Below are 26162 nucleotides of genomic sequence, written 5' to 3'. Positions count from 1 at the left end.
GGCAAGGATAAAATCGCTTATGAAGCCGCTCTCTTCACCGTTACAGCAGTACTGGCAGACCGTTGTTGAGCGGCTGCCAGAGCCTTTAGCCGAGGAATCACTTAGCGCACAGGCGAAGTCAGTACTTACTTTCAGTGATTTTGTGCAGGACAGCGTGATTGCGCATCCAGAGTGGCTGACGGAACTGGAAAGCCAACCGCCGCAGGCCGACGAATGGCAGCATTACGTTGCATGGTTGCAGGAGGCGCTCAGTAATGTGAGTGACGAAGCCGGGTTAATGCGCGAGCTGCGGCTGTTCCGTCGGCGCATCATGGTACGTATCGCCTGGGCGCAAACGCTGGCACTGGTTACTGAAGAGAGCATATTGCAGCAGCTCAGCTATCTGGCGGAGACGCTGATTGTTGCGGCGCGTGACTGGCTATATGACGCCTGCTGCCGCGAGTGGGGAACGCCGTGCAATGCGCAGGGCGAAGCGCAACCGCTGCTGATTTTAGGCATGGGTAAGCTGGGCGGCGGGGAACTGAATTTCTCCTCTGATATCGATCTGATTTTTGCCTGGCCGGAACATGGTTGTACGCAGGGTGGACGCCGGGAACTGGATAACGCCCAGTTTTTTACCCGCATGGGGCAGCGGCTGATTAAAGTGCTGGATCAACCAACGCAGGATGGCTTCGTCTATCGCGTGGATATGCGGCTGCGTCCGTTTGGCGAAAGTGGCCCGCTGGTGCTGAGCTTTGCGGCGCTGGAAGATTATTACCAGGAGCAGGGGCGCGACTGGGAGCGTTACGCGATGGTCAAGGCGCGGATTATGGGCGATAGCGAAGGCGTCTATGCTAACGAGTTGCGTGCGATGCTGCGCCCGTTTGTTTTCCGTCGTTACATCGATTTCAGCGTGATTCAGTCGCTGCGCAACATGAAAGGGATGATTGCCCGTGAAGTGCGTCGACGTGGTTTGACCGACAATATCAAACTCGGCGCAGGCGGCATTCGCGAAATTGAATTTATCGTTCAGGTGTTCCAGCTCATTCGCGGTGGGCGCGAACCGTCGCTGCAGTCGCGCTCTTTACTGCCAACGCTCAGCGTCATTGCCGCGCTGCATCTGCTTTCTGAAAACGATGCTGAACAATTGCGAGTGGCGTATCTGTTCCTGCGGCGTCTGGAAAACCTGCTGCAAAGCATTAACGACGAACAAACCCAGACGCTTCCTTCTGATGAGCTTAACCGTGCGCGGCTGGCGTGGGCGATGGACTTTGCTGACTGGCCGCAACTGACCGTGGCGCTGACCGCACATATGACCAATGTGCGCCGGGTGTTTAATGAATTGATTGGCGACGATGAAAGTGAAACTCAGGAAGAGTCGCTGTCGGAACAGTGGCGTGAGCTGTGGCAGGATGCGTTGCAGGAAGATGACACCACGCCAGTGCTGGCGCATCTTAGCGAAAATGATCGCAAACAGGTGCTAACGCTGATTGCTGATTTCCGCAAAGAGCTGGATAAGCGCACCATCGGGCCGCGAGGACGTCAGGTGCTCGACCATCTGATGCCACATCTGCTAAGTGATGTCTGTGCGCGTGAAGACGCTGCCGTCACGCTGTCGCGCATTACCGCCTTGCTGGTGGGGATTGTTACCCGCACCACCTATTTAGAATTGCTCAGTGAATTCCCCGCGGCGCTTAAACATTTGATTTCTCTGTGTGCCGCGTCGCCGATGATTGCCAGCCAGCTGGCGCGTTATCCATTATTGCTGGATGAATTGCTCGATCCAAACACCCTTTACCAGCCGACGGCGACCGATGCCTACCGCGATGAGTTGCGCCAGTATTTGCTGCGCGTGCCGGAAGATGACGAAGAGCAACAGCTTGAGGCGCTGCGTCAGTTCAAACAGGCGCAGCTGTTACGCATCGCCGCAGCGGATATCGCCGGTACGCTACCGGTGATGAAAGTGAGCGATCACTTAACCTGGCTGGCGGAAGCCATGATTGACGCCGTTGTTCAGCAGGCGTGGGTTCAAATGGTTGCCCGCTACGGTAAGCCAAATCACCTGAACGATCGCGAAGGGCGTGGTTTTGCGGTGGTCGGCTACGGCAAGCTGGGCGGCTGGGAGTTAGGCTACAGTTCCGATCTTGACCTTATCTTCCTCCATGATTGCCCAATGGATGCGATGACTGACGGTGAGCGGGAAATCGACGGGCGGCAGTTTTATCTGCGTCTGGCGCAACGCATTATGCATCTGTTCAGTACGCGTACCTCTTCCGGCATTTTGTATGAAGTGGATGCTCGACTGCGTCCGTCCGGGGCGGCGGGAATGCTGGTGACATCCGCAGAAGCATTTGCCGATTATCAGAAAAACGAGGCCTGGACGTGGGAACATCAGGCGCTGGTGCGTGCGCGTGTAGTGTACGGCGATCCGCAGCTCACCGCGCACTTTGACGCGGTGCGTCGTGAGATTATGGCGCTGCCGCGCGAAGGCAAAACCCTGCAAACAGAAGTGCGGGAAATGCGCGAGAAAATGCGCGCTCATCTCGGCAATAAACATCGCGATCGCTTTGATATCAAAGCCGATGAAGGCGGAATTACCGATATCGAATTTATTACCCAATATCTGGTGTTGCGCTACGCTCATGAAAAACCGAAGTTAACGCGCTGGTCAGACAACGTGCGCATTCTGGAACTGCTGGCGCAAAACGACATTATGGAAGAGCAGGAAGCGATGGCGCTGACCCGTGCTTACACGACGCTTCGCGATGAACTTCATCATCTGGCATTACAGGAATTGCCGGGCCATGTGTCGGAGGATTGCTTCACCGCAGAGCGTGATTTGGTGCGGGCAAGCTGGCAGAAGTGGCTGGTGGAAGAATGAAGTATGGTATTATCGCGCGCAAATTTTGAATCTCTCAGGAGACAGGAATGAAAGTAACGCTGCCAGAGTTTGAACGAGCAGGAGTGATGGTGGTTGGTGATGTGATGCTGGATCGTTACTGGTACGGTCCCACCAGCCGTATCTCGCCGGAAGCGCCGGTGCCCGTGGTTAAAGTGAATACCATCGAAGAACGCCCGGGCGGCGCGGCTAACGTGGCGATGAATATCGCTTCTCTCGGTGCTAATGCACGTCTGGTCGGGTTGACGGGCATTGACGATGCAGCGCGCGCGCTGAGTAAATCTCTGGCCGACGTCAACGTCAAATGCGACTTCGTTTCTGTACCGACGCATCCGACCATCACCAAATTACGGGTACTTTCCCGCAACCAACAGCTGATCCGTCTGGATTTTGAAGAAGGTTTCGAAGGTGTTGATCCGCAGCCGCTGCACGAGCGGATTAATCAGGCGCTGAGTTCGATTGGCGCGCTGGTGCTTTCTGACTACGCCAAAGGTGCGCTGGCAAGCGTACAGCAGATGATCCAACTGGCGCGTAAAGCGGGTGTTCCGGTGCTGATTGATCCAAAAGGTACCGATTTTGAGCGCTACCGCGGCGCTACGCTGTTAACGCCGAATCTCTCGGAATTTGAAGCTGTTGTCGGTAAATGTAAGACCGAAGAAGAGATTGTTGAGCGCGGCATGAAACTGATTGCCGATTACGAACTCTCGGCTCTGTTAGTGACCCGTTCCGAACAGGGTATGTCGCTGCTGCAACCGGGTAAAGCGCCGCTGCATATGCCAACTCAGGCGCAGGAAGTGTATGACGTTACCGGTGCGGGCGACACGGTGATTGGCGTCCTGGCGGCAACGCTGGCAGCGGGTAATTCGCTGGAAGAAGCCTGCTTCTTTGCCAATGCGGCGGCTGGTGTGGTGGTCGGCAAACTGGGGACGTCCACGGTTTCGCCGATCGAGCTGGAAAACGCTGTACGTGGACGCGCAGATACCGGCTTTGGCGTGATGACCGAAGAGGAACTGAAGCTGGCTGTAGCGGCAGCGCGTAAACGTGGTGAAAAAGTGGTAATGACCAACGGTGTCTTCGATATCCTACATGCCGGGCACGTCTCTTATCTGGCAAATGCCCGCAAGCTGGGTGACCGCTTGATTGTTGCCGTCAACAGCGATGCCTCCACCAAACGGCTGAAAGGGGATTCCCGCCCGGTAAACCCACTCGAACAGCGTATGATTGTGCTGGGCGCACTGGAAGCGGTCGACTGGGTAGTGTCGTTTGAAGAAGACACGCCGCAGCGTCTGATCGCCGGGATCCTGCCAGACCTGCTGGTGAAAGGCGGTGACTACAAACCGGAAGAGATCGCCGGGAGTAAAGAAGTCTGGGCCAACGGCGGCGAAGTGTTGGTGCTCAACTTTGAAGACGGTTGCTCGACCACTAACATTATCAAGAAGATCCAACAGGATAAAAAAGGCTAACCGGAAAGCGGTTCACAGATCTCGCTTCGTACATGGCAGGCCTATTGACGCTGTTGTTTTTTCAACCTAGAGTAAAGGAACAAGGGTAAGGGAGGATTTCTCCCCCCTCTGATGAGTTGTTAGTAAGTCGGGAAACTTAACAGTAACAACACAACCAGTATGATGACGAGCTTCATCATAACCCTTTCCTTCTATAAGGCCCCTTCCTCGGGAGGGGCTTTCCCGTTTCAGCCCCTTGCTGACTCCCCGATTGTTGATGAGCGCCGGACCCCGCGCAACGCTTTCCCTGAAGCAGTTTTGCCTTCCCCGAGCGGTCACGCAAAACGCTGCAACGTCCTGAGCATTTGCACCTTTTAGCGGAACGCAGATATAAAAAATCCCCGGCTTTTTGGGCCAGGGATATGTGTTAATGAAACCTTCTTGACGCTGATTTTTTTTCAACCTAAAGTAAAGGAACAAGGGTGAGGGAGGATTTCTCCCCCTCTGATTGGCTGTTAATAAGCTGCGAAACTTACGAGTAACAACACAATCAGTATGATGACGAGCTTCATCATAACCCTTTCCTTATACAAGGCCCCTTCTTCGGGAGGGGCTTTCCCGTTTCAGCCCCTTGCTGACTTCCCGATTGTTGATGAGTGCCGGATCCCGCGCAATGCTTTCCCTGTGGCAGTTTTGCCTTCCCCGAGCGGTCGCGCAAAACGTTGCAACAACCTGATCATTTGCAATTTTTAGCGGAACGCAGATATAAAAAATCCCCGGCGTTTTGTGCCAGGGATGTTCATAGCTGAAAATTTATTCTACGTTTTCGGCGACGGGAGTTGTTGAGGTTAAGGGTGAAGTCAATGCCGCCAGCGAGCCGCCTGAAACGCCAATTTCATTGAGCAAGGAGTCAATCAGCGGTGCCTGTGTGCGGTAAGAGAGTGCGGCTGATAATGCTTGTTCCGCCAGGTTTCCGCCCCCCACATTACCCGTGTTTGCATCCCCCGCAGTACCACCACGATTCAGTCCATCGACCTGTATGATCTTAATACCATCGATCGACTTCATCGGCTCAACGGATTTCTCAATTACCGCAGGCAGCGCCTGCAATAATGCCAGTTTGAATTTAAGGCTGGTTTGTTCATCAGAAAGTACGTTGATAGCATCGTTCAGCGCACGTTGCGCTTCTGCTTCCGCCAGACCTTTTTTACGCGTAGCTTCAGCTAACTCAACGATCGCCGCCGCCTGCATCTCTGCCGCTTCTTTCTCTGCTTTCGCCCGCACGGTCAGCTCAACCGCTTTGGTTTCCGCATCCTGCGCTGCGGCAATCAGCGCCACCTGCTTGGCACGATCGGCTTCGGCAGTCTGGCGAGTGGTTTCAACGTTTTGTTGGGCGCTTACTGCTTCTGCGAGTGCAAGGTTAGCACGCGCTTCTGCCTGGGACTGTTGTTCCGATTTGGCGGCAATAGCGATCGATTTCGTCTGGTTAGCGATTTCGGTGACCTGCTGCTGTTCGATCTCTTTAATGCGAACTTCACGTTCAGCTTCAACTTTTCTTGAGCGGACGGCCTGTTCGCGGTCGATTTCTGTTTCCTGAATCTGTCGTTCAGCCAGAATTCGCGTCTGCTCTGCTTCACGACGACGTTCAGCTTCAAAAGCCGCAATTTTCGCATTCTGCTCAGCGGTACGGGTTTTAACCTGCTGCTCCTGCTCAAGCGTCATAAACGCTTCTTGTTGTTCAATCTCCAACTTGCGCGAAAGTGCATCACGGTTTTTCTCACGCACCGCAACTTCTACATCCTGTTCAACTTCGTTACGTTCGCGACGACGACGCTCCGTCTCCTGAGTCAGTTTGGTTAAACCTTCGGCGTCAAAGGCATTGTTCGGATTGAAATGTTCTTTCGAGGTCTGGTTAAAGTTGGTAAGTGAAACGCTTTCCAGTTCCAGGCCGTTTTTCGACAGATCTTCAGCTACGGTATTTTGTACTCCCTGCACGAAGTTCTCGCGGGTATCCTGTAACTCATGCATGGTCATTTGCGCAGCTGTTGCACGGAGGGCATCGACAAATTTATCTTCAACCAACATACGTAAGTCTTCAGGCGACAGGGTGCGTTGCCCCAGCGTCTGGGCAGCGGTGGCAATCCCTTCTACTGAAGGTTTTACCCGCACAAAGAAAGCGACTACTACATCGACGCGCATACGATCTTTCGTAATCAGGCTATCAATGGTTGAGCGGCTGACTTCCAGCTTCAGAGTATTCATATTGATGGGGATTATTTCATGAAAGATCGGCATCACGATTGCGCCACCGCTCATTACCACTTTTTGCCCACCTAAACCAGTACGAACAAAAGCTTGCTCTGCCGAAGCGCGACGATAGAGCCTGGCGAAAATAATTCCAATAATAAACAGAATGCATACGGCAATAATCGCGGTAAACATCCAGGAGGGCACAGAATTAACAATATCATCCATTATTAAATTTCCTTTTGATTAATAAATTACAATATTTGGGGCCAGGGATTGTTTTCCGCCAAATATCGCGTTGCAGAAAGTCGGCAAATAATTAACACTTTGTCTCCTTTAGTGAAAATTTTTCCTTCTTCAGGCTCCAGTAGTAAATAATGTATTTGGCCAAATTGATCGGTGAGTTTTCCTTCGCAGGGATTACCTGAAGTGGCTTGATGACCGGTAATTAATGCCATGCTACCAATATATTCTTCTTCTGTAATAGCTGAACTATGGTCGCGTGGAATCCAGGGGGCAACTATTTTACCGGTATAATGCACCGCAATAATCGTAAACAGTAAACTGACAGGTACCACGAACAGGTTCGACAGTGGTGATTGCCAGACCATGATGCAGGCATGCTGCAACAGGATGCCAATAAGACCAAAAAAACCAGCCAGCAAGCAGAGAACGACGAGAGCTGGCAATCTTCCGATATTGAGATAATGAAGTGCCTGGCTAATATGACCTGTGGTTATGGAATCATAATGGTCAAGATGTGCATCAAGAGCACCGGAGAGCATGTGACCGCAGATAAGCGCAAAAATTTCTAAAAGGCCGATCAACAGTACAAAGGAAATAGCGAAAAGATAAGGGGTGTTATAGTCGGCGAATAAAATCATATGTCACTCCAATGTCCATTTAGTGACGCAATATTTACTTTGGGATAGTTTCCTTGCTTACATTTGTCTTTGTTAATAATAACACATGTTAGAGAAGTTCTGGAAGAGAAAGTCTTTTAATATGGTTTTTTATTTTTCACTAAAAAGTGTGATCGGGGACAATATATTTACGCACGTTATGTTTAAAGGCACTACACTGATTGGGGAATACTGAAATCAGAAAAAGCATATGGCCTTAAAAGGTATGCGATAACCGGAGGATGTGCTTATGGATCATAGTCTTAATTCTTTAAATAATTTCGATTTCCTGGCGCGTAGTTTTGCCAGAATGCACGCAGAAGGTCGCCCGGTCGATATTCTGGCCGTTACTGGTAACATGGATGAAGAACATAGAACCTGGTTTTGCGCACGTTATGCCTGGTATTGCCAACAGATGATGCAAACCAGAGAACTTGAATTAGAACACTGATATTACGGGCCGTCTGGCCCGTTTTTGTGTTGCTTTATTCTGCTTTATCAATAGGCGGGATAGCCGGAGGAGATTGAAGATCTGCTACCGAATTATTGCGCGCTTCCAGTTCACTGATGCGCTGCTCCAGTAACGCCAGTTTTTCACGAGTCCGCAACAGGACTTGCGTCTGAACGTCGAATTCTTCGCGGCTTACCAGATCGAGACGCGTCAGCTGCGCTTGTAGGGTTTGGCGGATTTTTTTCTCCACATCTTCCCCGAACTCCCTGATTCCTTTAGGCATTGATTCGTGAACCTGGCGAGCGATTTGCTCAATTTTTTTCGGGTCAATCATTGTAGTTTCCCTGTACTGATAGGTGTTGAGTGCCATTGTAGTGCGATAAGGGTAAGTCATAAACCAGAATTATGTGAAGCTATGCGTTGCTGCCGCTAATCATTAGCGTTATAGTGAATCCGCTTATTCTCAGGGCGGGGCGAAATTCCCCACCGGCGGTAAATCAACTCAGTTGAAAGCCCGCGAGCGCTTTGGGTGCGAACTCAAAGGACAGCAGATCCGGTGTAATTCCGGGGCCGACGGTTAGAGTCCGGATGGGAGAGAGTAACGATTCTGTCGGGCATGGACCCGCTCACGTTATTTTGGCTATATGCCGCCACTCCTAAGACTGCCCTGATTCTGGTAACCATAATTTTAGTGAGGTTTTTTTACCATGAATCAGACGCTACTTTCCTCTTTTGGTACGCCTTTCGAACGTGTTGAAAATGCACTGGCTGCGCTGCGTGAAGGACGCGGTGTAATGGTGCTTGATGATGAAGACCGTGAAAACGAAGGTGATATGATCTTCCCGGCAGAAACCATGACTGTTGAGCAGATGGCGCTGACCATTCGCCACGGTAGTGGTATTGTTTGCCTGTGCATTACTGAAGATCGCCGTAAACAACTCGATCTGCCAATGATGGTAGAAAATAACACCAGCGCCTATGGCACCGGTTTTACCGTGACCATTGAAGCGGCTGAAGGTGTGACTACCGGTGTTTCTGCCGCTGACCGTATTACGACCGTTCGCGCAGCGATTGCCGATGGCGCAAAACCTTCTGATCTGAATCGCCCGGGCCACGTTTTCCCACTCCGCGCTCAGGCTGGTGGTGTACTGACGCGTGGCGGTCATACTGAAGCAACTATTGATCTAATGACGCTGGCAGGCTTCAAACCGGCTGGTGTGCTGTGTGAGCTGACTAATGACGATGGCACGATGGCGCGTGCACCAGAGTGCATTGAGTTTGCCAATAAACACAACATGGCGCTCGTGACTATTGAAGACCTGGTGGCATACCGTCAGGCACATGAGCGTAAAGCCAGCTGAAAACCGCTGCTTAATTTACTGCCTTAATCAAGAAACCGAAGTTGTAGCAGGCTTCGGTTTTTATTTTTCCCTGCTATGCAAGATGTTAATTCCGCTTCTCTTTCTATGAGAAAATTTCATTAATATCAGGCATTCTTTTTCATTATGATCAAAATCATATAATTGTTCCGTTATTATGCGACCATATGAATATATCCGAAAAAGGATATGTGAAATTTATGCGCTAAATGTTTAGTATTGTTAAATATTAAGGGTAAAAGGATGTTTATCGCCTGGTACTGGATTGTATTGATTGTTCTGGTTGTGGTGGGTTATTTCCTGCATTTGAAACGTTATTGTCGGGCATTTCGCCAGGACAGAGACGCACTGCTTGAAGCGCGGAACAAATACTTAAACAGTACGAGAGAAGAGACAGCCGAAAAGGTAGAATAAGGCTTTAGTGAAACTAGCAGAAGTTGTCCATGCGCTGGACAACTTCTGATGTTGCTTTTAACCAATTCCCGCCGTTTGTAGCAGCACTAAACTGAATCCCATCACTGACATTCCACATAGTACGCCATAGCTGGGGTTATTATTAGGGTCAATCTCTTTGGCGAGCGGCATTAATTCATCAACCGAGAGCGCCACCATAATTCCTGCAACCGCCGCCATGATTGCCGCCATGACCACGGGGGAAATCATGCTACCGAGGATTAACCACGCCAGCACACCACCAAGAATTTCTGCCAATCCAGAAATCCCCGCCCACAGAATTGCCGTGCGTTTAGAACCCGTTGCTGCATAAACCGGGCCTGCAACCGCCAGACCTTCAGGAATATTGTGCAACGCGACGGCCAGTGCGATGCCAAATCCCAGCTCCAGGTTGCTGCTTGCCGTGACAAAGGTGGCAATCCCTTCCGGGAAGTTATGCAGACTGATGCCGAGAGTGAGCAGAATGGCTGTGCGCTTGATCGATTTTGGCAACGGCTGCACCGATTTTTGCATTAAATCCTGCGGATGCGCATGTGGCAACATGCGGTCCAGGCCAAAATAGCCAAGCAGACCGAAGATAAACATTCCATAACCCAACACAGGCGACATTCCTTCAGCTGCCAGTGCGGCAGGAAGCATTTCCATTAATGAGATGAGCAACATGATCCCCGCCGCAAATCCTAGCGAAAACGCCAGTAAGCGGTTCGAGGGTTTTTGCCCGAGAACGCCGAGAAACGCGCCAATAAACGTGGCTGCCCCCGCCAGTATGGTCAGAATGAGAGGTACTGACATCGACAACTCCTTATAAATCTTCACCTTCAGGCAGATCGTCAAAATAACTGATGATCATCATCATTGTTATCCGGGTTCTTACTCCGCCGAACAAGCGTATTGTGAGGATATCAAAATGACACCTTTAGTTAAGGATATCATCATGTCTTCAACACGTATGCCAGCATTGTTTTTAGGTCACGGTAGTCCGATGAACGTGCTGGAAGATAATTTGTATACCCGCAGCTGGCAGACGTTGGGGATGACATTGCCACGCCCGCAAGCGATTGTGGTAGTTTCGGCTCACTGGTTTACCCGTGGAACAGGAGTGACCGCGATGGAGACGCCGCCCACGATTCATGACTTTGGTGGCTTCCCGCAGGCGCTGTACGATACGCATTATCCTGCTCCGGGTTCGCCTGCGCTGGCACAGCATCTGGTTGAGCTGTTAGCGCCGGTCCCGGTGACGCTGGATAAAGAAGCCTGGGGCTTTGACCACGGTTCCTGGGGCGTGCTGATTAAGATGTATCCTGACGCCGATATCCCGATGGTGCAGTTGAGTATCGATAGTAGCAAACCTGCCGCCTGGCATTTCGAAATGGGGCGAAAACTCGCGGCGCTGCGTGATGAAGGAATAATGTTGGTCGCCAGCGGCAACGTGGTGCATAACCTGCGTACAGTGAAGTGGCACGGTGATAGTTCACCGTATCCGTGGGCGACGTCGTTTAATGAGTATGTGAAAGCGAATCTGACGTGGCAAGGGCCAGTAGAGCAGCATCCTCTGGTGAATTATCTCGACCATGAAGGTGGCGCGTTATCGAACCCAACGCCAGAGCACTATCTGCCGTTGTTGTATGTGTTAGGTGCGTGGGATGGGCAGGAGCCAATTACCATTCCGGTCGATGGTATAGAAATGGGCAGTTTAAGTATGCTGTCGGTGCAGATAGGCTAACAATTACCGGATGGCGAATGCCATCCGGCATCATTGATTATTCAACAAAAATATGTGGATAAAACCGAGACATATCCTGGGTGATCAATGCACGGTCTTCACGAATGCCAATTCCGGCGGGTTGATCGTTCACCAGCCAGCTACCAATCAGCATATAGCTGTCGCCGAATTTCGGTAACGGGTGGAATTGCTGAACAATCATCCCTTCTTCGCCATACGGACCTTCCGCTGCTTCAATGGTTTTGCCGTTCTCAATGATCGACACGTTTGCGCCTTCACGGGAGAAGATCGGTTTAACCACATATTTTTCCATTTGCGGATGATCATCTTCCGCAAAATAAGCGGGCAGCAGGTTCGGGTGATTCGGGAACATCTCCCACAGTAGCGGTAGAAGTGCCTTGTTGGAGATAATGCTCTTCCACGCCGGTTCCAGCCAGCGTACGCCTGCATCCTCCAGCTTGGTGGAAAACATCTCACGCAACATAAATTCCCACGGATACAGCTTGAACAGGTTGGAAATTACCTGATCCTGTAAATCCGTGAACTGACCTTTTTCACCTAACCCGATATCGTCAATGTAGAGGAACTCGGTAGCGATTTCAGCTTCCGTCGCGCAGTCCTGCAAATACTGAATGGTACCGCGATCTTCCACCGTGTCGCGACAGCAGGTGAGATGCAGCAACTGGAAGCCATACTGTTCACGCAGCTCAACGAAGCGATCGATCAGTTTTTCTTGCAGACTGTTAAACTGGTCGCTGCCCTCCGGCAAGTTACCGGCGTTAAGCTGATCTTCCAGCCAGATCCACTGAAAGAACGCCGCCTCGTATAGTGACGTTGGCGTATCGGCGTTATTTTCCAGAAGTTTAGGTTCGCCAGTGCCATCCCACGCCAGATCAAGACGCGAATAAAGCGATGGCTGGTGCGTCAGCCATGACTGGCGCACAAAACTCCAGGTGTGTTTTGGAATGCGGAATTTGGTCATCAGCTCATCGCTGGCGATCACTTTTTCCACCACTTTCAGGCACATCTGGTGCAGTTCGGCGGTGACTTCTTCCAGCTTTTCAACCTGGGCGAGGGTCAACTTGTAGTAAGCATCTTCACACCAGTACGGCTCGCCGTACATGGTGTGAAAATTGAAACCGTATTCGTGGGCTTTCTCACGCCAGTCCGGGCGCTCGGTAATACTGACTCTTTCCATCGGTATCAGCCACCCATTGAACGAGAAGAGGTACCGGTTGCGCTACGCTGCATAGTGCTTTGTTTGGCAACAGATTCACCAAAACCGCCACGGGTAACGGTAGTGGTGGTCGCCGGTTTTGGTGCCATGGCTGTCTTCGGTACGGTCATGGTGCGGCCTGGCTGGGCTGCGCCATAGTTTTTACCCGTCGCGTCGGTATATTTACCGTAAGCCGGGCTGGCTGGGTTTTTCGAGGAGAACAGCGGCTGCTGTGCAAATCCCGCACCGCCGCCCATCAGACGACCCATCATGTAACCGGCCATCAGCGGCATCCAGAAACTCCCGCTGGATTGCTGGGCCTGCGCCTGGTTTTCTGGTGCCATGCCAGCCTGGGCTGGTGCCTGCTGGCACTGACCTTCACCAAATTCAGCAACACAGTCTTCACGGGTGGCGTATTTCGGCGCAGTACGTTCGGCTTCTTTCAGCGCATTGTTGTACGCGGTGGTACATTCGGCGCTTTTGCCTGGGTTTGCAGCTGAACAGTCGTCAGCATTTTGATAGAGAGACACTGTTTCATCACTCTTTTCACAGCCAGCCAGCATAAAAACAGTGGCAACTGCGAGAGCGACTGGTGTCAGATGGCGTGCGCTCCAGTTTTTGCGGAACGATGCGTGGCGTATGGATTTTGTCCGTTTCATTTTTGTCTTCCGGGACCAGTGGTAAATACCCATCAGAATAGAGGATGGCTGGTCGAAATTGAAGCGAGAAGGGGGAAGAATGCGGCAGATAACCCGTATCTTTACGTTGCCTTACGTTCAGACGGGGCCGAAGCCCCGTCGTCGTCATCAGTTACGGAAAGGGTTATGACCGTTACTGGTGGTAGTGCGTGCGGATGTTTGCTGAACGACGGGTGCAGGGCTATCAGGCGCATAACCATCAGCAATAGCATTCTGTTCCGGCGTTTGCGGGGCAACGTTTTCCGGATTAGTGGAAACCGGTTTGCTCAGCGCATTGTTCAGTGCCAGCAGATCCTGCTCGTTCAATGTACCCAGGGCTGACTTAATATTCAGCTGATTAATCAGGTAGTTATAACGCGCATTCGCCAGCTCTTGCTTGGCGTTGTACAGCGTGGTGGTCGCATCCAACACATCAACAATGGTACGCGTACCGACCGAGTAGCCCGCTTCCATCGCGTCTAATGAGCTTTGGGCGGAAACCACGGCTTGTTTGTAGGCGTTAATACTACTGATAGAAGCATTAATGTTGTTGAAGGAGGAACGTACGGTTTGCACGACGCTACGATGCGCGCTTTCCAGTTGCTCGCTGGCACCAACAAAGTTGTACTGGGCCTGTTTCACCTGCGAGTTAACCATTCCGCCCTGATAAATCGGCAGCGAGAAGCTCAGGCCAACTTTGTTCTGGCCCATATTGCTATCGTCATACTGGGTACCAGCGGCACCACGGGTTTTCGAACCGCTATAAGAGGTGTCAGAAATCCCGGTAGAAGCCGTTAAATCCAGAGTCGGTAAGTGACCATCCTGCGCCTGGCGAATTTGCTCGCGCGCCAGGTCCTGGCTCAAGCGTGCCTGTAACAGCGACAGGTTGCGTTTTTCGGCTTCTTTCAGCAGCGCGTTAACCGGCTGTGGTTTGTCGGTTTTAAAGTTTTCGACATTCAGCGCCGCCAGTTCCGGATAGTAGTTACCGGTGATCTGGCGCAGCTGCTCTACCGCGTTATCAAGGTTATTACGTGCGGTCACTTCGTTCGCCAGCACGGTATCGTACTGCGCGCGGGCGTTCTGCACGTCGGTGATCGCTACCAGGCCCACGTTAAAACGTTGGGTGGTTTGATCTAATTGACGGTAGATCGCTTCTTTTTGCGCCTGTGTATAGGAAAGAACGTCAATAGCATTCAACACGTTGAAATAAGCGGTCGCGGTGTTGAGGATCAAGGTTTGCTGATCGGTCTGATATGTGACGTCCTGAATCCCTGCTGCTTTTTCCTGCAGCGTTAACGCACGCCATTTCGACATATCAAAAATGGATTGAGTTAACTGCAGGGACGCACTGGTCGCGTTAGAGTTGATGCCGTTCGCGTCGCGGTAGCCGTTGCTATAGGTGTAATCTGCACCTAAACCTAGCTGTGGCAGTAATGGACTGCGCGCTTCATTAATTTTTTCAAAGGCAGCATCACGATCGGCGGCAGACTTACGCAATTCCGGGTTACTAAGGCGTGCTTGCTGATAAACTTGCATCAGGTTCTCGGCCTGGCTCAACGAACTGAACCCAGAAAGGCTCAGGCCGATAAGAATGGGGAGCAATTTCTTCATTTGCATTCCTTGTGGTGAAGCAGTATTTAGCGCGATCAAACTGTAAAATTATTGCGGATTCTAGCAGAAGCCGCTACCGCAAAAGGTTGGCGTTACGTGCCATAGGGCGTTAATGTGCCTCAATTTAACACATGACTGCTCAAACGGCAGTCAAACGTCGCTGAAATTCACATTTAATTCACTATTAGTGCCAGGACATTAACAATGCTTAAGCCAGACAACCTGCCCGTTACATTTGGCAAAAACGATGTAGAAATTATTGCACGAGAAACACTTTATCGCGGCTTTTTTTCATTAGATCTTTATAGATTTCGTCATCGTCTATTCAACGGGCAAATGAGTCATGAGGTACGGCGGGAAATTTTTGAGCGCGGTCACGCCGCAGTCTTGCTACCCTTTGACCCAGTGCGTGATGAAGTTGTGCTGATTGAGCAGATTCGAATTGCCGCGTACGACACTAGCGAAACCCCCTGGCTACTGGAGATGGTTGCCGGGATGATTGAAGAGGGTGAAAGTGTGGAAGATGTTGCCCGTCGCGAAGCGATTGAAGAGGCGGGGCTGATAGTCAAACGGACCAAACCGGTGTTAAGTTTCCTGGCAAGCCCGGGGGGCACCAGTGAGCGTTCGTCAATTATGGTGGGCGAAGTGGACGCCACGACCGCAAGCGGTATTCACGGTCTGGCTGATGAAAACGAAGATATTCGCGTTCATGTGGTAAGCCGGGAACAGGCATACCAGTGGGTAGAAGAGGGGAAAATCGACAACGCAGCGTCGGTCATCGCTTTGCAATGGCTACAGCTGCATCATCAAGCGTTAAAAAATGAGTGGGCATAAATGAAGCGTTACACACCTGACTTTCCTGAAATGATGCGCCTGTGCGAGATGAACTTTTCACAATTGCGCCGTTTGTTACCGCGCAATGACGCACCCGGCGAAACTGTAAGCTATCAGGTGGCAAACGCACAATATCGGCTGACGATTGTGGAATCGACCCGATACACTACCCTGGTGACAATAGAACAGACTGCGCCCGCGATCAGTTACTGGAGCCTTCCGTCAATGACGGTGCGTCTGTATCATGACGCGATGGTGGCTGAAGTGTGTTCAAGCCAGCAGATTTTTCGCTTCAAAGCGCGGTATGATTATCCTAATAAAAAGTTGCATCAACGCGACGAAAAGCATCAAATTAACCAGTTTTTAGCGGACTGGTTGCGATACTGTTTAGCACATGGAGCGATGGCGATTCCGGTTTACTAGCGTCGTGAAACCTAAGGACACCATTTGGAAAGCCTGTTAACCCTTCCTCTGGCTGGTGAGGCCAGAGTCAGGATTTTACAAATTACCGATACTCACCTGTTTGCACAAAAGCACGAAGCCCTCTTAGGGGTAAACACCTGGGAAAGCTACCAGGCGGTGCTGGAGGCGATTCGTCCACACCAGCACGAATTCGACCTGATTGTCGCGACAGGTGATTTAGCGCAGGATCAATCCTCTGCGGCCTATCAGCATTTCGCTGAAGGCATCGCAAGTTTTCGTGCGCCCTGCGTCTGGCTGCCGGGCAACCACGATTTCCAGCCCGCGATGTACAGCGCGTTACAGGATGCGGGTATCTCCCCGGCGAAGCGCGTGTTTATTGGTGAGCAATGGCAAATCCTGTTGCTGGATAGCCAGGTGTTTGGCGTGCCGCACGGTGAGCTAAGCGAGTTTCAGCTTGAGTGGCTGGAACGTAAACTGGCCGATGCGCCAGAGCGCCATACGTTGCTGCTGCTGCATCATCATCCGCTACCTGCGGGTTGTAGTTGGCTTGATCAACACAGCCTGCGTAACGCGGGCGAACTGGATACCGTGCTGGCGAAGTTTCCGCACGTCAAATACTTGCTGTGCGGTCATATTCATCAGGAGCTGGATCTCGACTGGAACGGTCGCCGCCTGCTGGCAACGCCGTCGACCTGTGTGCAGTTTAAGCCGCACTGTTCCAACTTTACGCTGGATACTATCGCGCCCGGCTGGCGTACTCTCGAGTTACATGCTGATGGCACGCTGACCACCGAGGTGCATCGCCTGGCGGACACACGTTTCCAACCTGATACCGCTTCAGAAGGCTACTGATGTCTACGCTTCTTTATTTACACGGTTTCAACAGCTCGCCGCGCTCTGCAAAAGCGAGCTTGTTAAAAAACTGGCTGGCGGAACATCACCCTGACGTTGAGATGATCATTCCGCAGTTGCCGCCGTATCCTTCCGACGCGGCAGAGCTGCTGGAATCCATTGTCCTGGAACATGGCGGCGATTCGCTGGGTATTGTCGGTTCGTCACTGGGGGGATATTACGCCACCTGGTTGTCACAATGTTTTATGCTGCCCGCAGTGGTGGTAAACCCGGCGGTGCGCCCGTTTGAACTGCTGACGGACTATCTCGGTCAGAACGAGAACCCCTACACCGGGCAGCAATATGTGCTAGAGTCACGCCATATTTACGATCTCAAAGTCATGCAGATTGACCCGCTGGAAGCGCCGGATTTGATCTGGCTGCTGCAACAGACGGGAGATGAAGTGCTGGATTACCGCCAGGCGGTGGCGTACTACGCTTCCTGCCGCCAGACTGTCATAGAAGGCGGCAACCACGCATTCACGGGCTTCGAAGATTATTTCAACCCGATCGTCGATTTTCTTGGTCTGCACCATCTCTGACGATCAACTCGAATTGCTAACTTAAACCATGACGCAAACTTATAACGCTGATGCCATTGAGGTACTCACCGGGCTTGAGCCGGTTCGCCGCCGTCCGGGGATGTATACCGATACCACTCGCCCTAACCATTTGGGGCAAGAAGTCATTGATAACAGTGTGGATGAAGCACTGGCGGGTCACGCAAAACGCGTGGACGTTATTTTACATGCTGACCAGTCGTTAGAAGTTATTGACGATGGGCGCGGGATGCCGGTGGATATTCACCCGGAAGAGGGTGTACCGGCGGTTGAACTGATTCTTTGCCGTCTGCATGCAGGCGGTAAATTCTCTAACAAAAATTACCAGTTCTCTGGCGGCCTGCATGGCGTGGGGATTTCGGTGGTTAACGCCCTGTCGAAGCGTGTAGAAGTTAACGTGCGCCGCGATGGTCAGGTTTATAACATCGCCTTTGAAAATGGCGAAAAGGTGCAGGATTTACAGGTTGTCGGCACTTGCGGTAAACGCAATACCGGTACCAGCGTGCACTTCTGGCCGGATGAAACCTTCTTTGACAGCCCGCGTTTTTCTGTTTCACGCCTGACACATGTGCTGAAAGCCAAAGCGGTATTGTGCCCTGGCGTTGAGATCACTTTTAAAGATGAGATCAACAATACCGAACAACGCTGGTGTTATCAGGACGGTCTGAATGATTACCTGGCGGAAGCGGTAAATGGTCTGCCGACGCTGCCGGAAAAACCGTTTATCGGTAATTTCGCTGGTGATACTGAAGCTGTGGACTGGGCGCTACTGTGGCTGCCGGAAGGCGGTGAACTGCTGACCGAAAGCTACGTCAACCTTATCCCAACGATGCAGGGCGGTACCCATGTTAACGGTCTGCGTCAGGGCCTGTTGGACGCGATGCGTGAGTTCTGTGAATACCGCAACATTCTGCCGCGCGGTGTAAAGTTGTCGGCGGAAGATATCTGGGATCGCTGCGCCTATGTTCTGTCGGTGAAAATGCAGGATCCGCAGTTTGCCGGGCAGACCAAAGAGCGTCTCTCTTCGCGTCAGTGTGCGGCATTCGTTTCGGGCGTGGTGAAAGATGCCTTCATCCTGTGGCTGAACCAGAACGTTCAGGCGGCGGAGTTGCTGGCAGAGATGGCGATTTCCAGCGCCCAGCGTCGTATGCGTGCGGCTAAAAAAGTGGTGCGTAAAAAGCTGACCAGCGGCCCGGCGCTGCCTGGCAAACTGGCTGACTGTACCGCGCAGGATCTTAACCGTACCGAACTGTTCCTTGTGGAAGGTGACTCCGCAGGCGGATCTGCCAAGCAGGCGCGCGATCGTGAATATCAGGCGATCATGCCGCTGAAAGGTAAGATCCTTAACACCTGGGAAGTTTCTTCCGACGAAGTGCTGGCCTCGCAGGAAGTGCATGATATTTCGGTAGCGATCGGTATCGATCCTGACAGCGACGACCTGAGCCAGCTTCGTTATGGCAAAATCTGTATCCTCGCGGATGCGGACTCTGATGGTCTGCACATTGCCACGCTGCTCTGCGCTTTGTTCGTAAAACACTTCCGCGCGTTGGTGAAACACGGTCACGTTTACGTCGCACTGCCACCGCTCTACCGTATTGATCTCGGGAAAGAGGTTTATTACGCGCTGACGGAAGAAGAGAAAGAGGGCGTACTTGAGCAATTAAAACGCAAGAAAGGCAAGCCGAACGTCCAGCGTTTTAAAGGTCTGGGGGAAATGAACCCGATGCAATTGCGCGAAACCACGCTTGATCCGAACACTCGCCGTCTGGTGCAGCTGACTATCGATGATGAAGACGATCAGCGTACTGACGCGATGATGGATATGCTGCTGGCGAAGAAACGCTCGGAAGATCGCCGCAACTGGTTGCAAGAGAAAGGCGACATGGCGGAGATTGAGGTTTAAAGGGAAGAACATTGCCCGGTCAGGATGGCCGGGCAAACAAGGCAGGTTTAAATCCCCGGTTGCAGAATACGAATATTCATCTCCAGCACGTCACCTTTTACGGCTTCGCTATACGCCTTCATGTGCGGGGTTTGCAGATGCGCTTCAAGATGCGCGATGCTTTCCCACTGCTCAATCATCACGATAGAATCCGGTGCCATAGACTGGAAACTCACGCCAGCAGCGCAATCCACCATTGGCGCATAGCCGTGGCAACCTTCTTCTTTCAGTACGGTTGGAACGATTTTAGCAAACTGATCCAATACCGCCTGACGGTGATGTTGACCAGGACGAGTACGGATTTCTGCGATTACGGTAAGCATGGTTAACTCCTTCTAAAGCCTGAGCTCTAGTTAACCAAAAATTTCCACAAGATGCTTGCGATATTCTTCAGTATAGCGGGGAACATCAGGCATTTTTATCACGTCATTAGCGATAAATGTCGGCAGCGGTTCCATACCGAGGAATTGGTTTGCTTTATGGAACGGCAGATACACACCGTCAACGCCAACGCCGTGGAAGAACTGATCTTTTTCGGTGAAGGCTTCCATTGGCGCGTTCCAGGTCAGAGAAAGCATATATTTTTTGCCCTGTACCAGGCCGCCGGAACCGTATTTTTTCGACGGATCTTTGCGGGTACGACCATCGCTGGCATACAGAGTCCCGTGACCTTCGGTGAATACATCATCAATGTATTTTTTCACTGTCCACGGCGCGCCCATCCACCAGCCTGGCATCTGCCAGATCACCACATCAGCCCAGAGAAAGTTTTGTACTTCCGCTTTGACATCGTAGTCGCTGTCGGCGCGAACGATGCGAACATCATGCCCGAGGTCGCGCAGTGTGCCATCCGCGACTTCGGTCAGGGTGTCGTTCAGTTGACCATTGGAGTGGGCGAATTTTTTCGCGCCGTTGATAATCAGGATGTTGCTCATTTTTTAACCTCAAGGTGAGACGTTTGCCGACTATAGTACGTCACAGAGCGGTACGGTGAAATTAGCAAAATGTGCAAAGTCTTTTGCGAATTTAGCAAAAGTCTGATCTTGCTCTGACTCACCGATGCAGGATAAATATTTTCTGAAAATGACAATACTGATAGCAATTTCTCATCATTCCAACTAGCACAGGGTTAATTTACAACGTTGGTGTGGACTTTCTGCGAGTTGATAATTGTGGTGTTGAATAACTAAAAATGAAAATATCAGCGTGTTACGCAGATTATTTTAAATAGATTTACTGGAGGGTATCGAAAACCAGATCTCCGACTGGACTTTTTTAGAGAGTGCTAACATATGTTAAAGCATGAAATTCAAACAATATTTGAAGCTCTGTTATATATAATGCTTACTTATTGGTTAATAGATGCTTTTTTTGCTTTCAATAAGTATGACTGGATGCTTGACTCGGGAGACAATATTTGCAGTATACCTTCCGTCTCAGGCGAAGATCGTATATTGCAAGCAATGATTGCAGCATTTTTTCTTCTGACGCCACTTATTATTATTATCTTAAGAAAACTCTTTGTGCGGGAAATGTTTGAGTTTTGGTTATATGTATGCTCGTTCGTTATTTGTCTGGTTTGTGGTTGGTGGCTTTTTTGGGGACGGTTTATATTTTGCTATTAGTAAAATCTATGAGAGCCGTTTTAACGGCTCTCATAGACAGAGAAGTTACCAGCTTACCTTCGCCTCAAATCCACCTTGTTCCGCATTCCCAAACTCAACATTCATGCCATGCAGCTTGGCGATTCGCTGGACAATCGATAGCCCAAGTCCACTGCCGGTAGCGGTTTGTCCGGGTGGGCGATAGAAGCGTTCGCCAATTCGCGCCAGTGCCTCTGGTGTCACACCGGGGCCGTTATCCCTCACGATGAAATTATCGGCATTCAGCGTGACGTCCACCACGCTGCCCTGTGGACTGTAACGCACGGCGTTATCCAGCAAATTTCGCACCAACAAACTTAGCAATAGCGGTTGTCCGGTGCGTTTGATGCCCTGGACATTGAGTGTCAGTCGCACGTCAATTTTCGCCTGCTGCGCCGTGTGGTAAATATCCATCACCGACGATTGCAGGAGATCTTCAAGCGGGATCTCCGCGACGTCCTGAAGGTTATCCAGTGAGTCCAGCCGCGATAGCGTGAGCAGTTGATCAACCAGACGAGTAGCGCGATCGATCCCGGAATGTAATTGGAGCAGTGCTTTTTTCCGCGCCTGCGGATCATCGTCAGAGAGCTGCGCAACTTCGGTTTGCACTTTCAGCGCCGTTAACGGGCTACGAAGTTCGTGAGCTGCGTCAGAGGTAAAGCGTCGTTCACGAACCATCATCGCATGTGTGCGGGCGAACAGTTGATTCAACGACTCAACCAGTGGACGCACTTCGCTGGGTACGCCAGTCGCGTTTAGTGGTTTTTCCGAGTCAGGGTCACGCATACGTAGTGCCAGCGCCAGTTTGTTCAGCGGCGCGAGTTCACGACCCAGTAGTACCATCATGATGATTAACATAATCGGCAGTGCGACCAACCACGGGATCAATTGCCCGGCAACAATCGCCAGCGCCATGTCTTCACGGTATTCCCATTCCTGACCAACAACGATGCGATATTTGCCATCAGGTGAGGTCATCCAGACAAAACGCCATTGATCTTTATCGCCCACCAGTTGCCCGTCAGCAAAACCTTCCCGTTGATAGCTATAGGGAATATCTTCTCCGTTATCGCCATCGTTAAGGACCATTCTGCCGTCGTGGGTAAAGATGGCAAAGGTCAGCGCATCGTCATCAACATGACCGTGTTTTAATTTATTTGGCGTCTGTGCCATGCGATCCGCCGCGTTGATTTCGTTGAGATCGAGCGTACTTAACCGCTTGGCAAACAGCATCAGTTGGGTGTCGAACAATTCATCGACGTTATCCGTTGTTTGTTTCCAGGCGACAAAGCTGGAAAGCAGCCAGGTCACCGAGGCCAGAATTAAAAAGATTAGCGTCAGCCTGACACGCAGACTAAGACGTTGGGTAAATTTCATTTCTCACCTAATGTGTAGCCAATACCATGCACGGTACGAATAAAATCACTACCGAGTTTGCGTCGCAGATGATGCACATGCACTTCAACGGCATTACTGGTGACCTCTTCGTCCCAGGTATACAGTTTCTCTTCAATCAGTTTGCGCGGCAGTACCCGACCAGCGTTACGCATCAGTAATTCCAGCAGGGCAAATTCTTTTGGTTTCAGTGTTAAGGGTTCGCCAGCCAGCGTGGCGATACGTTTGCCGGGGTCGAGCATGACGTTACCGTGGCGCAGCTCGTTGCTGGCCTGGCCGTTGGTTCGGCGCATCAGAGCTTCCAGCCTGGCGGCGACTTCTATCAACGCAAAAGGTTTACACAGATAATCGTCAGCTCCCAGACGCAGCCCTTCTACACGTTCCTCCAGCGCATCGCGCGCGGTCAGGATCAGTACCGGCTCACGCTGACCTTTTTCTCGCCATTCGCGCAAAATATCGCGACCATCCATGCCTGGTAAGGTTAAATCCAGGATCACCGCATCATAAGGTGCGCTATAAAGCGCCTCTTTTCCCTGACAACCTTGTGTAAACCAGTCGACGCTAAAACCCATTTTACTAAGGCCCGTTTTGATGCCGTCGCCAATCAGCATGTCATCTTCTATCAGTAAAATTCGCATTTTTTCATCCCTGCGATAACCGTATTTGCTGCCAGTAAACCGTGTTGTAACGCGCTCTGTACAGCACTAAATTTTATTTTTTTCCCTTAAGAAGTTGTTAAGGACTATCTTGTTAAATGCTCGGAAACAGACATTAAAGGGAGTAATAAACATGAAAAAATTCGCAGCAGTAATCGCAGTAATGGCCCTGTGCAGCGCACCGGTGATGGCAGCAGAGCAGGGCGGTTTTTCTGGCCCATCGGCAACGCAAAGTCAGGCCGGAGGATTCCAGGGGCCGAACGGCAGCGTAACGACTGTAGAAAGCGCAAAATCCCTGCGTGACGACACCTGGGTAACCCTGCGCGGCAATATCGTTGAACGCATCTCTGACGATCTCTACGTGTTCAAAGATGCCAGCGGTACTATCAATGTTGATATCGATCACAAACGCTGGAACGGCGTGACGGTGACGCCGAAAGATACGGTTGAGATTCAGGGTGAAGTCGATAAAGACTGGAATTCTGTTGAAATTGACGTCAAACAGATCCGCAAAGTAAATCCGTAATTGTTACCGCTCCCGGGACGCGTTCCCGGGAATAATTTCGCAGGGAGGCAAAATGACAAACCTGACACTGGATGTAAACATTATCGATTTCCCATCAATCCCTGTGGCGATGTTGCCGCACCGCTGTAGCCCTGAGTTGCTCAACTACAGTGTGGCGAAATTTATCATGTGGCGTAAAGAGACGGGGCTTTCTCCTGTTAACCAAAGCCAGACTTTTGGCGTCGCCTGGGACGACCCTGCCACCACCGCACCGGAAGCGTTTCGCTTTGATATCTGCGGCAGCGTTAGCGAACCGATTCCCGATAATCGTTATGGTGTGAGCAATGGTGAACTTACCGGTGGACGTTATGCCGTGGCCCGCCACGTTGGCGAGCTGGACGATATTTCACACACGATATGGGGCATTATTCGCCACTGGCTGCCTGCAAGCGGCGAGAAAATGCGTAAAGCACCGATTCTGTTTCACTACACCAATCTTGCCGAAGGGGTGACAGAGCAGCGACTGGAAACGGATGTTTATGTGCCGTTAGCGTGATGGGGAATCTTTACCGGAGTGTGAGCCAAATCACTCGCGATAAGTTTGAGCGAACAATGCCACAGGCGTATTGTTGTTGGGCTTATAATTTCTCCGGTAAGGAATACCATGTATACGCGAAATTTATTATGGCTGGTCAGCCTGGTAAGTGCGGCTCCTCTCTACGCTGCTGACGTTCCCGCCAACACACAGCTCGCCCCGCAACAAGTCTTTCGTTACAACAATCATAGCGACCCAGGTACGCTCGACCCGCAAAAGGTGGAGGAGAATACTGCTGCGCAGATTGTGCTGGATCTGTTTGAAGGTCTGGTATGGATGGACGGTGAAGGCCAGGTGCAGCCCGCTCAGGCTGAACGCTGGGAGATAATGGACGGCGGCAGGCGCTATATTTTCCATCTGCGTAGCGGTTTGCAGTGGTCCGACGGTCAGCCTCTGACGGCAGAGGATTTTGTCCTCGGCTGGCAGCGCGCGGTTGACCCGAAAACGGCAAGCCCTTTTGCTGGCTATCTGGCACAGGCGCACATTAACAATGCCGCGGCTATTGTTGCGGGTAAAGCAGATGTTACATCGCTGGGTGTCAAAGCGACGGATGATCGTACTCTTGAAGTTACGCTTGAGCAGCCGGTTCCTTGGTTCACGACGATGCTCGCCTGGCCGACGCTGTTCCCGGTTCCTCATCATGTCATCGCTAAACATGGCGATAGCTGGAGTAAGCCAGAGAACATGGTTTACAACGGTGCCTTTGTGCTTGATCAGTGGGTAGTTAACGAAAAGATTACTGCACGCAAAAATCCAAAGTACCGCGATGCGCAACATACAGTATTGCAACAGGTTGAGTATCTGGCGCTGGATAATTCGGTCACCGGCTATAACCGCTATCGCGCGGGAGAGGTCGATCTCACCTGGGTTCCGGCGCAGCAAATTCCCGCCATTGAAAAATCACTGCCTGGCGAGCTACGAATTATTCCGCGTCTGAACAGCGAATATTACAACTTCAACCTTGAGAAACCGCCATTTAACGATGTGCGAGTGCGTCGGGCGCTATATCTTACGGTTGATCGACAGCTTATTGCGCAAAAGGTACTGGGGTTGAGGACGCCCGCAACCACGCTGACGCCGCCAGAGGTAAAAGGCTTTAGCGCGACGACGTTCGATGAACTGCAAAAGCCAATGAGTGAGCGCGTCGCGATGGCAAAAGCCTTGCTGAAACAGGCGGGATACGACGCCTCTCATCCGCTACGCTTTGAGCTGTTCTACAACAAGTACGATCTGCATGAAAAGACCGCGATAGCGTTGTCTTCCGAATGGAAAAAATGGCTGGGTGCACAGGTGACGCTGCGCACAATGGAGTGGAAAACCTATCTTGATGCCCGACGAGCCGGTGATTTCATGCTGTCTCGGCAGTCGTGGGATGCGACGTACAATGATGCTTCCAGCTTCCTGAACACGCTCAAAAGCGATAGTGAAGAAAACGTCGGTCACTGGAAAAATGCACAGTATGACGCCTTACTAAACCAGGCCACGCAGATCACTGATGCGACAAAGCGTAATGCGTTGTATCAGCAGGCAGAAGTGATCATCAACCAACAGGCACCGCTGATTCCTATCTACTATCAGCCGTTAATCAAACTGCTTAAACCCTACGTTGGCGGTTTTCCGCTGCATAATCCCCAGGATTATGTCTACAGCAAAGAGTTGTATATCAAGGCACATTGATGCCTTTATCGCCGTCGGAGCACGTCCGGCGGCGCTATTCACGCTGATCTCCTGTGACTCGA

Annotated in this window: 28 protein-coding genes and 1 riboswitch; of the genes, 15 read left to right on the top strand and 13 right to left on the bottom strand. The window is 51.3% G+C overall.

Features of this window, described 5'->3' with window-relative positions; translation table 11 throughout:
• The first annotated feature begins 19 nt into the window (after positions 1-19).
• Both glnE and hldE read left to right on the top strand, forming a co-directional pair.
• Positions 20-2860 carry a bifunctional [glutamate--ammonia ligase]-adenylyl-L-tyrosine phosphorylase/[glutamate--ammonia-ligase] adenylyltransferase gene (glnE, locus tag ACJHW7_RS13055; protein ID WP_021557223.1) on the top strand — a complete coding sequence of 947 codons (2841 nt, stop codon included), beginning with the start codon at positions 20-22 and terminating at the stop codon, positions 2858-2860.
• 47 nt (positions 2861-2907) lie between these two features.
• The gene (hldE, locus tag ACJHW7_RS13050) at positions 2908-4341 is read left to right on the top strand and encodes a bifunctional D-glycero-beta-D-manno-heptose-7-phosphate kinase/D-glycero-beta-D-manno-heptose 1-phosphate adenylyltransferase HldE (RefSeq protein WP_000869178.1); all 1434 of its coding nucleotides are present in this window, start codon (positions 2908-2910) and stop codon (positions 4339-4341) included.
• A 119-nt stretch (positions 4342-4460) separates the two neighbouring features.
• On the opposite strand, the gene ibsE is transcribed toward hldE, so the two are convergent.
• The 4 genes from ibsE to ACJHW7_RS13030 all read right to left on the bottom strand — a co-directional run bounded on the left by ibsE (position 4461) and on the right by ACJHW7_RS13030 (position 7451).
• Complete coding sequence (ibsE, locus tag ACJHW7_RS13045; protein ID WP_010723221.1) at positions 4461-4520, bottom strand: type I toxin-antitoxin system toxin IbsE; 60 nt, start codon at positions 4518-4520, stop codon at positions 4461-4463.
• A gap of 315 nt (positions 4521-4835) precedes the next feature.
• Positions 4836-4895 (bottom strand): type I toxin-antitoxin system Ibs family toxin, encoded by a 60-nt coding sequence (locus tag ACJHW7_RS13040; protein ID WP_001387081.1) that lies wholly within the window; start codon positions 4893-4895, stop codon positions 4836-4838.
• 238 nt (positions 4896-5133) lie between these two features.
• Complete coding sequence (locus ACJHW7_RS13035) at positions 5134-6795, bottom strand: flotillin family protein (protein ID WP_000341034.1); 1662 nt, start codon at positions 6793-6795, stop codon at positions 5134-5136.
• A gap of 26 nt (positions 6796-6821) precedes the next feature.
• Positions 6822-7451, bottom strand: a complete 630-nt coding sequence (locus tag ACJHW7_RS13030) for an OB-fold-containig protein (RefSeq protein ID WP_000599926.1) — start codon at positions 7449-7451, stop codon at positions 6822-6824.
• 268 nt (positions 7452-7719) lie between these two features.
• Between ACJHW7_RS13030 and glgS the strand changes: the two genes are divergently transcribed.
• Complete coding sequence (gene glgS, locus ACJHW7_RS13025) at positions 7720-7920, top strand: cell surface composition regulator GlgS (RefSeq protein WP_001296424.1); 201 nt, start codon at positions 7720-7722, stop codon at positions 7918-7920.
• Between the two features lie 34 nt (positions 7921-7954).
• Here the strand turns inward: glgS and ubiK are convergent, their stop codons facing one another.
• Complete coding sequence (gene ubiK, locus ACJHW7_RS13020; protein ID WP_001298379.1) at positions 7955-8254, bottom strand: ubiquinone biosynthesis accessory factor UbiK; 300 nt, start codon at positions 8252-8254, stop codon at positions 7955-7957.
• Positions 8255-8375: 121 nt separating this feature from the next.
• Positions 8376-8524, top strand: a riboswitch (FMN riboswitch).
• A gap of 103 nt (positions 8525-8627) precedes the next feature.
• On the opposite strand from ubiK, the gene ribB reads away from it, so the two are divergent.
• Complete coding sequence (gene ribB / locus ACJHW7_RS13015) at positions 8628-9281, top strand: 3,4-dihydroxy-2-butanone-4-phosphate synthase (RefSeq protein ID WP_001076997.1); 654 nt, start codon at positions 8628-8630, stop codon at positions 9279-9281.
• 261 nt (positions 9282-9542) lie between these two features.
• Positions 9543-9713, top strand: coding sequence for a protein YqiD (gene yqiD / locus ACJHW7_RS13010; protein ID WP_000469270.1), 171 nt, complete (start codon positions 9543-9545; stop codon positions 9711-9713).
• Positions 9714-9770: 57 nt separating this feature from the next.
• Here yqiD and zupT read toward each other — a convergent pair whose 3' ends face one another.
• Positions 9771-10544, bottom strand: a complete 774-nt coding sequence (gene zupT / locus ACJHW7_RS13005; protein ID WP_001295627.1) for a zinc transporter ZupT — start codon at positions 10542-10544, stop codon at positions 9771-9773.
• A gap of 142 nt (positions 10545-10686) precedes the next feature.
• Here zupT and ygiD point away from each other — a divergent pair, with 142 nt between their 5' ends.
• Entirely contained in the window at positions 10687-11475 is a 789-nt protein-coding gene (gene ygiD, locus ACJHW7_RS13000) for a 4,5-DOPA dioxygenase extradiol (RefSeq protein ID WP_001374603.1), read from the top strand.
• Positions 11476-11512: 37 nt separating this feature from the next.
• Here the strand turns inward: ygiD and ACJHW7_RS12995 are convergent, their stop codons facing one another.
• From ACJHW7_RS12995 to tolC, 3 genes are all read right to left on the bottom strand, one after another.
• Positions 11513-12673: a glutathionylspermidine synthase family protein gene (locus tag ACJHW7_RS12995; protein ID WP_000442860.1), complete on the bottom strand. Its 1161-nt coding sequence runs from the start codon at positions 12671-12673 to the stop codon at positions 11513-11515.
• Positions 12674-12678: 5 nt separating this feature from the next.
• Positions 12679-13350: a DUF1190 family protein gene (locus tag ACJHW7_RS12990; protein WP_000831543.1), complete on the bottom strand. Its 672-nt coding sequence runs from the start codon at positions 13348-13350 to the stop codon at positions 12679-12681.
• 147 nt (positions 13351-13497) lie between these two features.
• Positions 13498-14979 (bottom strand): outer membrane channel protein TolC, encoded by a 1482-nt coding sequence (gene tolC / locus ACJHW7_RS12985; RefSeq protein ID WP_000735278.1) that lies wholly within the window; start codon positions 14977-14979, stop codon positions 13498-13500.
• A gap of 204 nt (positions 14980-15183) precedes the next feature.
• Here tolC and nudF point away from each other — a divergent pair, with 204 nt between their 5' ends.
• From nudF to parE, 5 genes are read left to right on the top strand one after another with little or no spacing between them, the layout of a single operon-like run.
• Positions 15184-15813, top strand: a complete 630-nt coding sequence (nudF, locus tag ACJHW7_RS12980; RefSeq protein WP_000917117.1) for an ADP-ribose diphosphatase — start codon at positions 15184-15186, stop codon at positions 15811-15813.
• Entirely contained in the window at positions 15814-16236 is a 423-nt protein-coding gene (locus ACJHW7_RS12975; RefSeq protein WP_000833393.1) for a DUF1249 family protein, read from the top strand.
• Between the two features lie 24 nt (positions 16237-16260).
• Positions 16261-17088: a 3',5'-cyclic-AMP phosphodiesterase gene (cpdA, locus tag ACJHW7_RS12970; RefSeq protein WP_000444747.1), complete on the top strand. Its 828-nt coding sequence runs from the start codon at positions 16261-16263 to the stop codon at positions 17086-17088.
• The gene (yqiA, locus tag ACJHW7_RS12965) at positions 17088-17669 is read left to right on the top strand and encodes an esterase YqiA (RefSeq protein WP_000105733.1); all 582 of its coding nucleotides are present in this window, start codon (positions 17088-17090) and stop codon (positions 17667-17669) included. The genes cpdA and yqiA overlap by 1 nt, the downstream gene beginning before the upstream one ends.
• 28 nt (positions 17670-17697) lie before the next feature.
• Positions 17698-19590: a DNA topoisomerase IV subunit B gene (parE, locus tag ACJHW7_RS12960; RefSeq protein ID WP_000195296.1), complete on the top strand. Its 1893-nt coding sequence runs from the start codon at positions 17698-17700 to the stop codon at positions 19588-19590.
• 47 nt (positions 19591-19637) lie between these two features.
• Here parE and ACJHW7_RS12955 read toward each other — a convergent pair whose 3' ends face one another.
• Positions 19638-19952, bottom strand: a complete 315-nt coding sequence (locus ACJHW7_RS12955; protein WP_000958598.1) for a putative quinol monooxygenase — start codon at positions 19950-19952, stop codon at positions 19638-19640.
• Positions 19953-19982: 30 nt separating this feature from the next.
• Positions 19983-20564 carry an NADPH:quinone oxidoreductase MdaB gene (gene mdaB, locus ACJHW7_RS12950; protein WP_000065430.1) on the bottom strand — a complete coding sequence of 194 codons (582 nt, stop codon included), beginning with the start codon at positions 20562-20564 and terminating at the stop codon, positions 19983-19985.
• Between the two features lie 357 nt (positions 20565-20921).
• On the opposite strand from mdaB, the gene ACJHW7_RS12945 reads away from it, so the two are divergent.
• Positions 20922-21254, top strand: coding sequence for a DUF2645 family protein (locus ACJHW7_RS12945; protein WP_000912091.1), 333 nt, complete (start codon positions 20922-20924; stop codon positions 21252-21254).
• A gap of 45 nt (positions 21255-21299) precedes the next feature.
• Here the strand turns inward: ACJHW7_RS12945 and qseC are convergent, their stop codons facing one another.
• The gene (qseC, locus tag ACJHW7_RS12940; protein ID WP_000673348.1) at positions 21300-22649 is read right to left on the bottom strand and encodes a quorum sensing histidine kinase QseC; all 1350 of its coding nucleotides are present in this window, start codon (positions 22647-22649) and stop codon (positions 21300-21302) included.
• Positions 22646-23305, bottom strand: a complete 660-nt coding sequence (gene qseB / locus ACJHW7_RS12935) for a quorum sensing response regulator transcription factor QseB (protein WP_001221486.1) — start codon at positions 23303-23305, stop codon at positions 22646-22648. The genes qseC and qseB overlap by 4 nt, the downstream gene beginning before the upstream one ends.
• A gap of 151 nt (positions 23306-23456) precedes the next feature.
• On the opposite strand from qseB, the gene ygiW reads away from it, so the two are divergent.
• From ygiW to ACJHW7_RS12920, 3 genes are all read left to right on the top strand, one after another.
• Positions 23457-23849: an OB fold stress tolerance protein YgiW gene (gene ygiW, locus ACJHW7_RS12930; protein ID WP_000712658.1), complete on the top strand. Its 393-nt coding sequence runs from the start codon at positions 23457-23459 to the stop codon at positions 23847-23849.
• A 52-nt stretch (positions 23850-23901) separates the two neighbouring features.
• The gene (locus ACJHW7_RS12925; protein WP_000183494.1) at positions 23902-24384 is read left to right on the top strand and encodes a GyrI-like domain-containing protein; all 483 of its coding nucleotides are present in this window, start codon (positions 23902-23904) and stop codon (positions 24382-24384) included.
• 108 nt (positions 24385-24492) lie between these two features.
• Positions 24493-26100, top strand: coding sequence for an ABC transporter substrate-binding protein (locus ACJHW7_RS12920; protein WP_040234936.1), 1608 nt, complete (start codon positions 24493-24495; stop codon positions 26098-26100).
• The last annotated feature ends 62 nt before the right edge of the window (positions 26101-26162 follow it).

The sequence above is a fragment of the Escherichia sp. WS1152 genome (genome assembly GCF_046487665.1).
In the GTDB taxonomy this organism is placed as follows: Bacteria; Pseudomonadota; Gammaproteobacteria; order Enterobacterales; family Enterobacteriaceae; genus Escherichia; species Escherichia coli.
This window is presented reverse-complemented; position numbering and strand designations above follow the sequence as displayed.